The sequence below is a fragment of the Aurantimonas sp. A3-2-R12 genome (assembly GCF_036016755.1).
GTDB lineage: Bacteria > Pseudomonadota > Alphaproteobacteria > Rhizobiales > Rhizobiaceae > Aurantimonas > Aurantimonas coralicida_A.
Genome location: NZ_JAYXIH010000014.1, coordinates 16,555 through 31,654 on the forward strand (window position 1 = coordinate 16,555; position 15,100 = coordinate 31,654).

Genomic DNA, 15,100 nt, shown 5'->3' on the forward strand with positions numbered 1-15,100 from the left:
ATTCAAAAAGGTTTCCCTTGTCTGATATCGAACCCGAAAACGCCAGGCAGGGTAAAAAGGGTACGCCCGTACTCCTTGTTCTCATTGCCGGGCTGGTGCTCGCCGTCATCGCCTTCCTGGGCCTTGGCGCCTATGGCTGGTTCCTGCCGGATTCCGACCTCTCCACCGACCGTCCCACGATCGAGGCTCCGGCCGTCGGCTCCGAGCCCTCGGAAACAGTCGTCGCGCCCGAGAATTCAGGCTAGTATCGTCTTTGCGAAATCGGCCATGCCCCGGCTTTTGGCATCGGGGCGTTCAGACCGAGCCCTAGGGAGATTGCAGATGTCCGATCCTCATAACCACACCGAGACCGATATCATCGCCGTGGACGAAGAGATCGGCGACGATGCCGATCAACCTGGCATCAGTCAGCCGGTCACCCAGGCCGAGATCGAAGACATTCTCAACAGTCCCGGAATGACGATCGAAGAGCGTCAGGGGCGCCTGGAGGAATTGGCCCGCCAGGTCGGAACGCGGGACGTCATCGACCAGGGCGGCGAATTCGACCCGCTTCAGCAACAGATCAGCGAAGCGCTGAACATGCTTGCCCAAGGCGGCCATACCTACGGCACGCTGGAGGCGGCGGGTCTCGATCCCGAGGCACGCTCCGATGCGCGTTCGCCCGACGACCTCCCTGACGACGACTGAGCCGCCGCACGCAAAGGCTATATCGGTCCGGCCAGCCAGAGTCGTGCCGACGCCTCAAAGATAGGTGGCCTCCGCCGGCACCAGGACCTTGAGGGCGCGTGGGTGGATCTCCACGACACTTTCCGCGTCCAACGTGCAGAGTTCACCATCCAGAACGGCCCGCTTCTTTCGATTCTTGCCCCAATAGTGGATGCGCACCCGTTGTGCCGTCTGGGACAGGAGGTCGGGATTTTGCCGCCAGGCGCCGGTCAAGATGTCAAACGTCAATTTGGTCACCGCGCCCACCTTGCGTTCCGTGCAGATGTAGACGCCCAATTCACCTCCCCGCGGATGATCGGCATACGGGATATGCCCAACTCCGTAGAGATTGTTCGACACCGCGACGGCAGGCGACTTGATACGCTTGAGGACGCCGTCGATCTCGAGCTCGAGTTCGATCGCAGGAACCCGCCGTAGCGCCAGGAAGACTGCGCGTGCGGTCGCGACGATTTTACCGAGCCGGGAGCCATACTGGATCTTGGAGCGCATCCGGACCATCCGGGCATGCAACCCGACGGCAAACTGATGCACGAATATCCGGTCATTGACGCTGCCGATGTCAACATTCACCACCACGCCCCCTGCCAGCGCGGCTACGGCCGCGGGCAAATCGAGCGGAATCTGGAGTGTCCGGGCAAACAAGTTCATCGTGCCGGCTGGCAAAATGCCGAGCGCGATGTCGCCGTGGGCAAGTGCGGCGGCCGCGGCCGATACCGTCCCGTCGCCGCCGCCCACCATGAGCACGTCGAGATCGTCACGCAGAGCCGCCGCCTTGATCGCGGCAACGATCTCGTCCCCCGCGCAACTCTCCACGGTCAATTCATGCCCGTGGATCGCAAACTCGTCATTCATGAGCGCGACGAGTTCGTCGCGGTCCGTCGTCTTCAGCGTTCCGCCGTCTCGATTGAGGAGGGCGAGAATCTTCATGGGGTCGTATCCGGCGTTTGAAGTGATCCGCGGGGTCTGCGGCCATCCGGGCTAAATTAGGCGGCGAATTCATAAGCAAATGGGGCGGGTGAAAAGAAATGCCTCCGGATTCGCCCCGGATAGGCCAGGAAGCTCTCCACCCCGACAACGATGGGAAAAACAGTTGTTAAGCGGAACCATTGCGCGGGTGGTCCGTTTCATCGCCATCGTCGAACCCGGGCTGCCGCCAGCGTGCCCAAATGTGGAGCATCTCATGATCGAATGGATCGTCATATTGCTGATCGTTGCGGCGGTCGCCAGCCTGTTGGGATTTCGCGGCGTCGCCGGAGCATCGGCCGGCATCGCCAAGATTCTGATCTTCATCGTCCTCATCGGCCTGTTGTTGATGCTGCTTTTCGGAGTTCTGGTGTTCGCATGACGCAAACCGCCGCGGGGCAGAGCCTTCGCGGCACACCTCATCACGAAGTTCGTGAATAAAACGTGACCAAATGGGAACCGATCGCTTTCCCGCAAATTAACCCACTGAATGCCACGCGGCACCTGCTTTCCACAACACACACCGCGTGGCTAAGTCTATCGGTAACAATAGACCAAGGAGGTCTTATCATGATCCGCAAACTTCTCGCTACCACCGCGCTTGCCACTGTGATCGCCACTGGCGCCTATGCGCAGGACGCCGCGACCCCGGAGCAGACCAAGGTTCCCGAGGCAGCTGCCACCGCCGACACGTCCGCTACGACGGCCGCGCCTGCCGCTGACGCAAGCGCACAGACGGAACAGACCGCCAGCGCAGGCGGCTACCTGCAGAACCTGTCGGCGGACCAGTACCTGGCGTCCGAGCTCAGCGGTGCCTCGATCTATGCCAGCGAAGCCGAGGACGCCGAGACCGTCGGTGAGATCCAGAACTTCCTCGTCGGAAACGATGGTTCCGTCGTCGCAGCGATCGTCGATGCGAATGTCGGCACGGAATCCAAGACCCTTGCCATCCCGTTCGACCAGATCACCTGGACCATGGACAAGGACAATGAGCCGCGCGCGGTTCTCAACCTGAGCGCCGACCAGCTCGCCCAAGCCCCAGCGTTTACCAAGCCGGACGAGCAGCAGGCGGCGGCTTCGACCGAAGGTGCCGTTGTGGCGCCTGCTGGCGAGGCATCCACCGAGACGGCCGCCGCAACCGGCGACGCGCCCAAGGCTGAAACCCAGACCGAGGCCAAGATCGCGGCAGAGACCACTCAGCCCGATGCCAACGCCGCAGCGACCCAGACGGCATCGTCGTCGACAACTGGCGAATTCGTGGCGAGCGTTGGTGCCGATCAGTATCTCTCGGAAAAGATCGTCGGAGCCGAGGTCTATTCGGGTCCGGGTGAGGACGCAGAGAAAATCGGCGAGATCAACGACTTGGTCCTGGCGTCGTCAGGCAAGATCGAGGCCGGTATCATCGGTGTGGGCGGGTTCCTCGGAATCGGCGAGAAGGACGTCGCGGTGCCGTTCGATCAGTTCCAGTTGGCCCGGGAAGCCGACGACAAGGACGACGTCCGCGTGACGCTCGCCGCCTCGAAGGAGCAGTTGGAGAAGGCACCGTCCTTCGAAGACGAGCGTCCAGAGCAGATGGCTGCCACGGAAACCGGCGCGGTTGATGCGACGGCGGAAACCGAGCAGGCGGCAAACGTCGAGGCCTCCACGGAGAAGTCGGCGGAGTACACAGAGAAGCTCGCTGCGGATGCCAAGGCGAACACCAACGAGGCTGCCGACAAGGCCGCGCTGGAGACCAAGCAGGCCGCAGCGGACGTCGAGACCAAGACGGACAACGCAGCTCTGGAGACCCAGCAGGCCGCTGACGCGGCAGCCGCAGGTGCCGCGGGCGTTGTCGCCGGCACGGCCGACGCCACGACCACCGCTTCGACTGGTGGCACCGACCAGCAGCAGCAGATGAGCCCGGTCACCGACAAGTCACTGCTGACGGCCGACAACCTGATGGGCACGAAGGTCTACGGCCCGAACGATGAGAAGGTCGGCGAGATCGGCGAGATCGCGCTCAGCGAAGAGGGCAAGGTCGACGCGATCATCATCGACGTCGGCGGGTTCCTCGGCATCGGCGAGAAGGAAGTTGCGGTCGCCATGGATAACCTGGAGTTCATGCAGGACGCCAATGGCTCGCTCTACCTCTACACGCAGTTCTCCGAGGATCAGCTGAAGAGCCAGCCGGAGTATAACGCCGACACCTATGCCGAGAGCCGCGACACCATGCGCCTCCAGAGCGGCGAAGTGCCGGCCCAGTCGACCAACACCGCTCCGGCCCCGGCCGAAGAGCAGCCTGCGACGAAGACCAACTGATCTTCGACGGATCAGCAACCAGCCGAAAGGGGCTCGCCGCAAGGCGGGCCCTTTTTTCGTTGCCGGCCCGTGATTGTACGCCCGATGCCTGCTTGTGAAGCCGAAACGACCCGAATTACACTTCGTAACCCATCCTTGCGGGTGTCGTCGTCCAAACTCCGCTATAATCGCATCCAGGGTCCGACGATCGCGCCGCCCTTCTAGATGACACGGTAGCCAATGGCATTCCTGAAACAGCTGATCGTAACGCTCGTGGTGCTGCTGGGGGCGGGGGCAGCCTATTTGAAGGTCGATCCGGCGGCGGGCCGGTGGATCCTGGAATCCGACATCGCCCTCCCCCCGGCGATCCGATCCGCAATCGTCTGGCTCGCGCCAGAGGCTGCAAATCCCGCGATGGAAGCAAGCGCCGAGCGTCCAGGCGGAGGGCGCGCAGGCGCCGGCCGCGGCAACAATGCAACTCCCGTGGTCGCGGGCGCGGTTACGACCGGGGTGACCCGCACACGGATGCGGGCGATCGGCACCGGCGATGCCGCGCGTTCGATCGTCGTCTATCCGGACAATACCACCGGCATCGTGGCGGAGATCGGTATCGGTTCCGGCCAGAAGGTCGAGGAAGGCGACGTTCTCGTGCGCCTTGAGAGGGCGAGCGAAGAAATTGCAGTGGAGCGTGCCCGGATCGCCCTCGACGCGGCGGAAGACAAGGTCACCCGCTTCGAACGGCTGCGGAAATCGAACACCCTCAGCGCGGTCGAGGTCGATACCATCATCCGCGAGCGCGAGACCGCCAGGCTGGATCTGCGGACCGCCGAAATCGCACTGGGCAAACGCGACATTCGCGCTCCCATTGGAGGCCGCGTCGGCATCGTCTCGGTCGACAAGGGAGATATCGTCGGCAGTCAGACTGTCATTGCCACCGTCGACGACCGCGAGCAACTGAAGGTCATCTTCTACACGCCGGAAAGCTTCGTGAAGGAACTGACAGTCGGCGCGCCCGTGCAGGCTGTCTCGACCGCCCGACCGGACAAGACCTATCAAGGCCACATCAGCGCGATCGACAGCCGTCTGGATGAAAGCAGCCGCACCTTGCGCACCGAAGCGATGATCGACAATGCCGATGACGCGCTGCGTCCGGGCATGTCGTTCACCGTGACCTTGTCGCTGGAGGGGGAAACCTTCCTCTCCCTTGATCCGATCGCTGTGGTTTGGGAGCGCACGGGACCGATCGTCTGGAAAATCGTCGATGGCAAAGCGCGCAAAGCGGCGGTTCAGATCGTCGAGCGCAACAGTGACAGGGTTCTGGTCACATCCGACGCTCTCAAGACGGACGATCTCGTCGTGGTCGAAGGGCTGCAGTCCGTCCGCTCGGACGGTGCCGTAACGATCCAGACAACCGTCAGGCCGAAGCCAAGCGGAGCGCCGGCCTCGCCCCCGTCGGCGCCACCGGCTCCGTCGGCCGACAATGCGCCAGCGACGACCGGACGCCGGAGTTTCCTCGCGCCTGAGGCCGTCGGGAGCGCCGCGGCAGCCGCCTTGCCGGTGGCCCCCACTCTTCCCGCGACCAGCGCCGAGGACCCGGCCCGATGAGCCTTCCGTCCAAGCCCGACGGCTTGACCGCGCTCGCCGGCCTCTTCGTTCGCCGGCCGGTTCTGACCATCGTGCTCAACCTTTTGATCGTCGTCGCCGGACTCGCAGCTTTCAATGCGGTCGAAGTGCGCGAACTGCCCAATGTCGACCGCCCGGTGATCAGCGTCAGCATCGACTTCGACGGTGCCTCGCCAGAAACGGTCGACCGGCAGATCACCAGCGAAATCGAGAGCGCCGTCGCCCGCGTGTCCGGTATCGCCTCGATCTCCTCGCGCTCGCGCTTCGGTGACAGCCGGGTGACCATCGAATTCACCGAATCGACCGATCTCAACGTCGCGGCCAGTGACGTGCGCGACGCGGTCGGCCGTGTCGCAAACGCCCTGCCGGATGGCGCCGGGAACCGCGGATCGTCAAGGCCGACGCGGATGCCGAAGCGATCATGCGGCTTGCGGTGACGGCTCCCGCCATGGCAATCGAGGATCTGTCGACACTGGTCGAGGACCGCATCGCCGATCAGCTGGCGGCCGTCGAGGGCGTTGCCGATTTGCAGATCTACGGCGAGCGCGAGAAGCTGATCTATGTCGACATCGATCCCGACAGATTGGCGACAAGGGGGCTGACGCTTGGCGACGTCGCCGACGCGCTGCGAAACGCCGCGCTTGACGTGCCGGCCGGATCGTTGGCCTCCCCGACCCAGAATCTCATAGTGCGCGCCGACGCCAACGTGACATCGCCGGAGGCGTTCGAGGCCATCTTCCTCGACGCCCGCACGCGGCTCGCCGATGTTGCCAGCGTGCGTTTCGGACCGGACGACGCGGCCTCCCAGCTCCGGGTGAGCGGCCAGGCCGGCGTCGGGCTCGGCGTCGTGCGCCAGGCCGGATCGAGCACGCTCGATATCTCCTCCGGAATCCACGCCGAAGTCGCCAATCTCAATCGTACACTTCCCGATGGCGTCACGATTCGCGTGACCAGCGACGACGCGACCTTCATCAACGGGGCGATCCACGAGGTGGCTGTCGCGCTGGGGTTGGCCGTAGCCATCGTCGTCTTGGTGATTTTCCTGTTTCTCCTGAATGTCCGCGCGACCATCATTCCGGCGGTGACGATCCCAATCGCCTTGATCGGCGTGATCGCCTTCATCCATCTCGTCGGCTTTTCGATCAACATCCTGACGCTCCTGGCGCTGGTACTGGCGACGGGCATGGTCGTCGACGACGCGATCATCGTCCTGGAGAACATCGTGCGGCGCCGCGACATGGGTGCCCGGCCCCACGCCGCGGCGGTCATCGGCACCCGCGAGGTGTTCTTCGCCGTGATCTCGACGACGGCGACGCTGGCCGCCGTTTTCGTGCCGATCTCGTTCCTGCCGGGGACGGCCGGCGGCCTGTTTCGCGAGTTCGGCTTCGTCCTCGCCATCGCGGTGGTCATCTCGTCCTTCATCGCCTTGACGCTCTGCCCAATGCTCGCGGCGCATTTCCTCAAGGCCCGCGAGGACGAGCGGAGACCGGGTTGGTTCCAGCGGACGATGCGTTGGCTCGGCACACGTCTCGCCGGACTCTACGCCGTCACCCTGCGCGCCTGCCTCGCGCTTCCTCTCCTCGTCGTCGTCGTCGCCGGCCTGTTCTCCTTCGCGGCCTACCTCACCTTTCTCCAGATGCCCCAGGAACTGACGCCGAGCGAGGATCGCGCCCTTGTCCTGATGAGCGTCAGCGCGCCGCAAGGAGCCAGCCTCGACTACACCAATTCCCAGCTGCGCCGGATCGAGGACATCGTTCTTCCCTATGTGGAAGCCGGCGAAGCCCGGAATGTCTTCGCCATCTCGGGACGCGGCTCAGCGAACTCCGCATTCCTGGTCGTCACCTTGGCCGACTGGGCGGAACGCGAACGCTCGCAGCAGGCGATCGTCGCCGAGATCAATGGCAAGCTGCGCCAGGTGGCGGGCGTGCGCGCCTTTGCGATCCAGCCGAATTCGCTCGGCATCCGCGGCGGCGGCCGCGGCCTGCAATTCGCCATCGCCGGGCAGAATTACGAAGAGCTGGCAACGAGCGCGGACAGGCTGAAGGAGGCCATGCAGGCCGACGGTCGCTGGGGCAGCATACGGCTCTCCGAAGACGCTACCCAGCCGCAACTCTCGGTGTTGATCGACCGAGCCCGAGCCTCCGATCTCGGTATCGACATCGATGACCTCGCCACGGCGATGCAGGCACTCCTCGACGGCCGCGAAATCGGCCGGACCTACATCGAGGACAAACAGGTGTCGATCAAACTGATTTCGACCAGCCAACCGGTCAACGACCCGGGCGATCTCGCCAACATCTTCCTGAAGGCTCAGGATGGCCGCATCGTGCCGATGTCGACGGTGGCCAGCGTCGAGGAAAAGCCGATCGCGCCGGCGCTCACCCGCGAGGCTCGCTCGCGCGCGGTCTCGCTCGCCGCGCAGCTGCCGGACGGCATGGCGATCCAGGACGGCTGGATCTCGCTTCAGACTTTCGCCGCGGATATTCTGCCGGCCGACCAGCGGCTGATTCCGCTGGCCGAAGCCGCCGCGCTCGGCGAGGCCAATAGCGGCCTTGCGATGGTGTTCGGCTTTGCCATCGTCATCATCCTCCTGGTCCTCGCCGCCCAGTTCGAGAGCTTCGTCTCGGCCTTGATCATCCTCGCGACGGTGCCGCTCGGTGTCGCCTGCGCGATCTTCGCGCTGAATTTCTTCGGGACCAGCCTTAATCTTTACAGCCAGATCGGCCTCGTCCTGCTGGTCGGCATCATGGCCAAGAACGGCATCCTCATCGTCGAATTCGCCAATCAGTTGCGCGAGGAAGGGATGGGATTGCGCGAGGCGGCGGAGCAGGCCGCGTTGATCCGGCTGCGTCCGGTCATCATGACCATGATCGCCACCGTCGTCGGCGGCGTGCCGCTGCTGCTTGCCTCTGGTGCCGGCGCCGAGGCGCGCGCCGCGCTCGGCACGGTCATCGTCGGAGGCCTCGGCCTCGCCACCTTCTCGACGCTCTACGTCACGCCGGTGGCCTATCTGATCCTCGGCCGCTTCTCGACGCCGAACGCTGAAAAGGCGGCCCGGCTGCAGCGCGATATCGCGGCGGCGGAGGCGCGCGGAGCGCCGGCGGAGTGAGGAACGAACGGGCGACCACCCGCAACGAAGCTCACTTGGAGCGTTGACCTTGATGGTGGAGGATCAAATCACGTCCGGGCGACCGCGGCCGCGAATTTCGGGTCAGCAGAGGTTTTAAACGACGCGGCTTCGACAGCTCCGGGCTTGCCGATGAGATAGCCTTGGGCGGCATCGCAACCCAAGGATTCCAGCAAGCGTAGTTGTTCGACCGTTTCGACGCCCTCTCCCAATGTCGCGATCCCGATATCCCGACCGAGTTGCGTCACCGCCCGAAGAACCGCCATGGAATTTTTGTCCGTCGCCGCAGTCGCCACGAAACTTCGATCGATCTTGATCCGGTCGAGCGGCAAGTCACGCAGATGCGCGAGCGACGAAAAGCCGGTACCGAAGTCGTCCATCGCCACTGTGATACCCAGTGCCCGAAACGCCTCCAACGTCTGGGCGACACGCGCGCCCTGAGCGACGATCGCCGTTTCCGTCAGCTCGATCTCAAGACGATGAGCGGGCACGCCGCTGGTGGCCAGAGCCTGCGTGACATGCGAGAACAGCAGTGGCGAACGAAACTGCACTGGGGAAACGTTTATCGCGACATACTTGTCGTTGTCCCATTTCGCAGCCTCCCGGCAGGCTTCCGCAAGCACCCAACCGCCGATCGCCACAATGCATCCGATCTCCTCCGCCAGAGGGATGAAATCAGCGGGCGGCACAAGACCGCGTGTGGGATGATGCCAGCGAATCAGCGCTTCGTACCCAATCGTCTGCCCACTCGCGAGAGCGCGGATCGGCTGATAGACCAGACGGAACTCCTGGTTTTCCAATGCGGATTTCAGATCGGTTTCAAGTTGATGGCGAGCCGCGACCTTCTCGAGCATGCCCTCTTCGTAGAAAAACACGCGGTCGCGGCCGGTACGCTTGGCCTCGTTAAGCGCGATGTCGGCCTGTTGCATGAGGCCTTCAGCGGTTACAGCCAGCTCGGCGCGACAGATGCCGATATTGCAACCCGTGATAATGACATGACCTAAAATCTCGAACGGATCACTGATCGCAAGAAGGATCTCGTGGGCGATGCTGACGGCATCCTCATCAGTGCCTGAAAGGATAATTGCCAGTTCGTCTGCCCCTATGCGGGCGACAAAACCGTCGGCACCAACGATCTGCTTGAGGCGAGCGGCCACCTCTACAAGAAGGATATCGCCAATAGCATGGCCATACGTATCGTTTACGGCCTTGAACTGAGCGAGGTCGACGAGCAGATACCCGAAATGCTCACCCGACAGGAAGCCGGCGTCGATCCGCTCCCGCAGCGCCCGACGGTTGGCCAATCCCGTCAGCGGATCGTGAGATGCCATCCGTTGCAACTGCTCATTCGACACCGCGCGCGTGCGATCGTCGATGAGATAGCTGGATATGCCCGTGCCGAGAATGATCATGGCACCGATCAGGATCGACAATGCCATGGCAGCGAAGACCCCGCTGTCCACGCCAGCGCCGGCTCCCGCTATCGGTGACACTTGGAATGCAGCCATGCCGGTAAAGTGGAGGAGGACGATCGCGGCCCCCAGCAATGCCGTCGTGATGTGCCGCTTCACGCCGCATGCCCAGCGGTGCGAGGCAGCGACAGACGCTATGGACAGGCCGACCGCCAGCGCGATCGAACCCGCGACATAGGCCTGATTCCACGACACCAGGCCTTCAACGCGATACGCCAGCATGCCGACATAGTGCATCGCGGCAATGGCGAGGCCGATGACACCGCCGCCGATAATCGTTCCCGACCGATTTTTCCATTTCGCGCAAATGGCAAAGCCGATTCCGGAGCCGACGACGGCGATCAGGATCGATACGAGCGTGAGCACAGGATCGAAGGATACCGGCGCGGAAGGACGATAACCCAGCATGGCGATGAAATGGGTTGCCCAAATCGCGGAACCGGCACTGACGGCCGTGAGGAAGTTCCACCCTTGCCGGCGCAGGCCCTCATTCTGCAGGGTGCGCCGAAACAAGCTGATCGTCACCGCGGCGCCGACGACGCACATCAATGCCGCAAGCAGCACAAACGGAATATTGTGGTCGCTGATCAGATGGAAAACGATGCGCATCACGGTGCCGATCTTGTTGAACCTTCCGGCATAACCTCCGAAAATTAAAGAACTGTCCTTTTATTCTGAGGAATTTTCTTGCCGTGACGGAGCAGGGGACGGCGTAAATTTCAATGAGCGCGATCGTCTCGGATGCTGGATGATATTCAGGTCAGGTCTGGCCGTTCAGCGACACCATTTGTTGCCGCTGTTCGGCCATCGCTGCGCCAGACCTTCCGTCATCAGCACCTCGCCCGCATCGCGGCCGTTGGCGAGGGTTACGGACACCAGCCGCCGGCCGTAGCGATCCAGTCCACCGCCCTGCAAGGAATATCCGCCGGACATCAGCGATTGGAGCCGCCGCGTCGCCCGATCGCCCATGCTTTTTTCGGCCGCACAGCCGGGCTTCGAGACCTCCGGTGCGTCGATGCTCGTCATCCGCCATTTCGTGCCGGCCTCCCAGCCCGTGTCGCCATCGACGACGCAGGTCACGCGGACCGAACCAGAGCAAAGCGGAATGTGACGTGCGGCAGAGCGAGGCCCGGTCGATTGCGACTGTGTGGGAAGAAAGCGGTCGAGTTGGTCGAGCCATCCCTGCTCCCTGGCAACACCGACACCCACCATGACCGCGAAAACCGTGGCAACCGACACGGCATCCCGGATCATGCGATACGGCAACCACGTACGCCGTTTCCGCCGGAACCGGTTGGGCTGGCGAGCGAAACGTTTGCGCGGCGATGACGAGGTCCAGGGACTCATCCCTTGAGACTAGCCCTCGCCCGTAAACGAAAATTTACCGTGATCGCGAATCTTTCAAGCAACTTATACTGAAGTGTTGCACCGGTCTTGGAAGGCCGTGCCAAGGGGAGCAGCGATCCCGGCCGCGCCGCTCTTCCCCCTTCCCGCCATCCCGGCTAGAACGCCGCCATGGCACCCCCTCCCCTTTTGCGCCTCGACGGCGTTCGCCTCACCTTCGGCGGCACGCCGCTTCTGACCGGCGTCGAACTCAACGTCCTGCCCGGCGAGCGCATCGCGCTGGTCGGGCGTAACGGCTCCGGCAAATCGACGCTGTTGAAGATCGCCGCCGGACAGGTCGAGCCGGATTCCGGCGAGGTCTTCCTGAAGCCCGGCACGACCCTGCGCTATCTGCCGCAGGAGCCCGACTTCGGCGACTTCACGACCGTCGGCGCCTATGTCACCTCGGGTCTCGGCCCGGCCGACGACCCGCACCGGGTGACGCGGTGCCTCGACGCGCTGGGGCTGACCGAGGAGATGAAGCCGGAGAACCTGTCCGGCGGCGAGGCCCGACGCGCGGCACTCGCCCGAACGCTGGCGCCTGAGCCGGACATCGTCCTCCTCGACGAGCCGACCAATCATCTCGACCTGCCGACCATCGAATGGCTGGAGGACGAGGTGCGTCAGATGAAGAGCGCCGTCGTCGTGATCAGCCACGACCGACGGTTCCTGGAACGCGTCACCCGGGCCACCGTCTGGATCGACCGCGGCGCTGCCAAACGCTTGGACGAGGGCTTTTCCGGCTTCGAGGCGTGGCGCGACAAGGTGCTGGAAGAGGAAGAACGCGACCTGCAGAAGCTCGACCGCAAGATCGTGCGCGAGGAGCACTGGCTGCGCTACGGCGTCACCGCGCGGCGCACCCGCAACATGCGCCGGCTCGGCGCCCTTCACGATTTGCGCCAGCAGCGCCGCGATACCCGCCGCGCCGTCGGCCAGGTGGCGATGGAGGCCAGCGCCACCCGCGAGAGCGGCAAGCTCGTCATCGAGGCCGTCGGGATTTCGAAGGCCTATGACGGGCGCACGCTGATCGACGATTTCTCCACCCGAATCGCCAGGGGCGACCGGGTCGGTTTCGTCGGTCCGAACGGTATCGGCAAAACCACCTTGTTGAAGATGCTGATCGGCGAGCTCAAACCCGATTCCGGCAAGGTCAAGCTCGGCACCAATCTCGATCTCGCCTTCCTCGATCAGAAGCGCGCGGCACTCGACGACAATCTGTCGGTGCAGAATGCGATCACCGACGGGCGCGGCGACCAGGTGATGGTCAATGGCGAGCCGCGCCACGTCGTGGGCTATCTCAAGGACTTCCTGTTCACCCCGGAGCAGATCCGCACCCCCACAGGCAAGCTCTCCGGCGGCGAACGGGCACGCCTGCTGTTGGCCAAGACTCTGGCGACGCCGGCTAACTTTTTGGTTCTCGACGAGCCGACCAACGACCTCGACATGGAGACGCTGGACCTTTTGGAGGAGTTGATCGCCAACTATCCTGGCACCGTCCTTCTCGTCTCCCACGACCGCGATTTTCTCGATCGCACGGTGACCAGCGTGATTTCGCCGGACGGCGATGGCCGTTGGCTGGAATATGCCGGCGGCTATACGGACATGCTCACCCAGAAGCGCGAGGCTCGAAAGACCGAAGCCACCGGCGGCACCGCGGCGGCCAAACCCCTACGCCGTTCCGGTGGCTCGGGTGCCCAGCAGAGCGCGACGAAGTCCGGCCCCAAGCTCTCCTTCAAGCAGAAATTCGCACTCGAGAACCTGCCGAAGGAAATCGCCAGACTGGAAGCGGCGATCACCAAGGCCGAGACCGAAATGGCGGACCCGGCACTCTTTGCCAAGAACGCCAAGCGCTTTGCCGAACTGGCGAGCGCGGTCGACACGAACCGGGCCGCGCTGTCGAAGGCCGAGGACGATTGGCTGCAACTGGAAATGCAGCGGGCTGAGATCGAGGGGTGAAGCTGTTTCCAGATCTGCGCCTGGCACTGATCGTCTCGCAATCGACATACGTACGGTCGCATCCGGACGCAGGGATGGCCGCGGGATAGCTTTCACGCTCTTCTTAATCGAAACTGCGTATGATCGGGTGCATCCTTCATCTCACGACGCCGGTGCGCGGTCGCAGACGAAGTGAAACGGAGACGCCAATGATCGAAGCCCCGAAGAGACCGGTGTCGACGCCGGGTGCGCTAGCGATAGCAACCGGCCGGACCCGAACGGAGCGGATAGCGCATCGGGCCAGATATTTCCCGGCGCTGCTCGTCATGCTTGCCTTCGCCCTCGTCACCCTACTGCCCCTGCCCGCCTTCGCCTTCGAAACCACCGCCCCGACGGCCCTCCTCGTCGATTTTTCCACCGACAGGGTGCTCTACGAGAAAAACGTCGACGAGAGGATCGCGCCGGCGAGCCTCGCCAAGCTGATGACGCTGGCCGTGATCTTCGACGCATTGCGCCAAGGCACCGTGGAGCGCAACGACCGCTTCACCGTCTCGGAAAAAGCATGGCGGGAGGGCGGCGCGGAATCCGGTGGCTCGACGATGTTCTTGCCGCTCAAATCCGAGGTCAGCCTCGACGACCTGATCAAAGGCATCATCATCCAGTCGGGCAACGATGCCACGATCGTCGCGGCGGAAGGCATCGCGGGCTCGGTCGAGGCCTTCGCCGCGACGATGAACGCCGAAGCCAAAAGGATCGGCCTGACGAACTCCCACTTCACCAATCCGCACGGCCTGCCCGACCCGGAGCAATATGTGACGGCGCGCGATCTGGTGCTTCTGGCCGCCTATCTGATCCGTGAGTTTCCAGACGAATATCCGCTCTTCGCGGAGGAGAGCTTCACCTTCAACGGTATCAAGCAGCAGAATCGCAACCCCTTGCTGCGTGTCGGCGCCGACGGGCTAAAGACAGGCCACACGGCCAGGGCCGGCTTTGGCCTCGTCGCTTCGGCCGAACGCGATGGCCGGCGCGTCGTGCTGGCGATGAGCGGAATGCAATCGGCCGACGAGCGCGCGAGCGAGACGCGGCGGTTGATGGAATACGGATTGCAGGATTTCGAGGAGGTAGTGCTGATCAAGGCGGGCGAGCCGGTCGGAGAAATGCCGGTCAGCGACGGTGTTGTCGACAGGGTGTCCCTCGTCGCCGATTCCGAACTCCGCTTGCTGGTGCCACGGGGCAGTCTCGCCGACATGACGCGGACGATCATCGACAATGGTCCGGTCGTGGCGCCGGTCGCGGAAGGCCAGCGGCTCGGCTGGATTCGGTTCTCGCGCGGCGACGAAACCGTGCGAGACGTGCCGCTGCACGCCGCCAAACCGGTCGCGCGGACGAGCTTTTTGCGGCGGATCGGCGAGACGATCGCCGGCCATTTGACATGGCGCAGTGCGAAAGAGCCTTGACGCGCCGCACATTAAAGCCGATATGCGTTGGCATCACGCCGTGATCGCGCAGCGCCTGCTTGTTTCCCGAAGCCTCCCAGGTTTTGAGATTTTTGCCAGCGCCAATCGAATCGGCCCACGGCTTCGGTCGAGGGTTT

At 63.6% G+C, this 15,100-nt stretch carries 10 protein-coding genes and 1 pseudogene; 8 read left to right on the top strand and 3 right to left on the bottom strand.

The features are described 5' to 3' along the window. The first annotated feature begins 17 nt into the window (after positions 1-17). Together VSX60_RS09235 and VSX60_RS09240 are read left to right on the top strand one after the other, a co-directional pair. Positions 18-245, top strand: coding sequence for a hypothetical protein (locus tag VSX60_RS09235; RefSeq protein WP_327623864.1), 228 nt, complete (start codon positions 18-20; stop codon positions 243-245). A gap of 76 nt (positions 246-321) precedes the next feature. Beyond that, positions 322-687 (top strand): hypothetical protein, encoded by a 366-nt coding sequence (locus VSX60_RS09240; RefSeq protein WP_327623865.1) that lies wholly within the window; start codon positions 322-324, stop codon positions 685-687. Between the two features lie 54 nt (positions 688-741). Here the strand turns inward: VSX60_RS09240 and VSX60_RS09245 are convergent, their stop codons facing one another. Next, on the bottom strand, positions 742-1,653 hold the full coding sequence (locus VSX60_RS09245; RefSeq protein ID WP_327623866.1) for a diacylglycerol/lipid kinase family protein: 912 nt from the start codon (positions 1,651-1,653) through the stop codon (positions 742-744). A gap of 253 nt (positions 1,654-1,906) precedes the next feature. Here VSX60_RS09245 and VSX60_RS09250 point away from each other — a divergent pair, with 253 nt between their 5' ends. The 4 genes and pseudogenes from VSX60_RS09250 (at position 1,907) to VSX60_RS09265 (ending at position 8,698) form a co-directional block, all read left to right on the top strand. After that, the gene (locus VSX60_RS09250; RefSeq protein WP_253964745.1) at positions 1,907-2,071 is read left to right on the top strand and encodes a DUF1328 domain-containing protein; all 165 of its coding nucleotides are present in this window, start codon (positions 1,907-1,909) and stop codon (positions 2,069-2,071) included. 188 nt (positions 2,072-2,259) lie between these two features. Then, entirely contained in the window at positions 2,260-3,987 is a 1,728-nt protein-coding gene (locus VSX60_RS09255) for a PRC-barrel domain-containing protein (RefSeq protein ID WP_327623867.1), read from the top strand. A gap of 219 nt (positions 3,988-4,206) precedes the next feature. Beyond that, positions 4,207-5,571: an efflux RND transporter periplasmic adaptor subunit gene (locus VSX60_RS09260; RefSeq protein WP_327623868.1), complete on the top strand. Its 1,365-nt coding sequence runs from the start codon at positions 4,207-4,209 to the stop codon at positions 5,569-5,571. After that, positions 5,568-8,698: pseudogene (locus VSX60_RS09265) on the top strand (efflux RND transporter permease subunit). The gene VSX60_RS09260 and the pseudogene VSX60_RS09265 overlap by 4 nt, the downstream one beginning before the upstream one ends. A gap of 68 nt (positions 8,699-8,766) precedes the next feature. Here VSX60_RS09265 and VSX60_RS09270 read toward each other — a convergent pair. Further along, positions 8,767-10,797: a putative bifunctional diguanylate cyclase/phosphodiesterase gene (locus tag VSX60_RS09270; protein ID WP_327623869.1), complete on the bottom strand. Its 2,031-nt coding sequence runs from the start codon at positions 10,795-10,797 to the stop codon at positions 8,767-8,769. A gap of 165 nt (positions 10,798-10,962) precedes the next feature. Further along, the gene (locus VSX60_RS09275; protein ID WP_327623870.1) at positions 10,963-11,442 is read right to left on the bottom strand and encodes a thermonuclease family protein; all 480 of its coding nucleotides are present in this window, start codon (positions 11,440-11,442) and stop codon (positions 10,963-10,965) included. Positions 11,443-11,703: 261 nt separating this feature from the next. Here VSX60_RS09275 and VSX60_RS09280 point away from each other — a divergent pair, with 261 nt between their 5' ends. Both VSX60_RS09280 and VSX60_RS09285 read left to right on the top strand, forming a co-directional pair. Further along, complete coding sequence (locus VSX60_RS09280; protein WP_327623871.1) at positions 11,704-13,527, top strand: ABC-F family ATP-binding cassette domain-containing protein; 1,824 nt, start codon at positions 11,704-11,706, stop codon at positions 13,525-13,527. Between the two features lie 188 nt (positions 13,528-13,715). Continuing rightward, positions 13,716-14,963: a D-alanyl-D-alanine carboxypeptidase family protein gene (locus VSX60_RS09285; RefSeq protein WP_327623872.1), complete on the top strand. Its 1,248-nt coding sequence runs from the start codon at positions 13,716-13,718 to the stop codon at positions 14,961-14,963. Positions 14,964-15,100 lie beyond the last annotated feature (137 nt).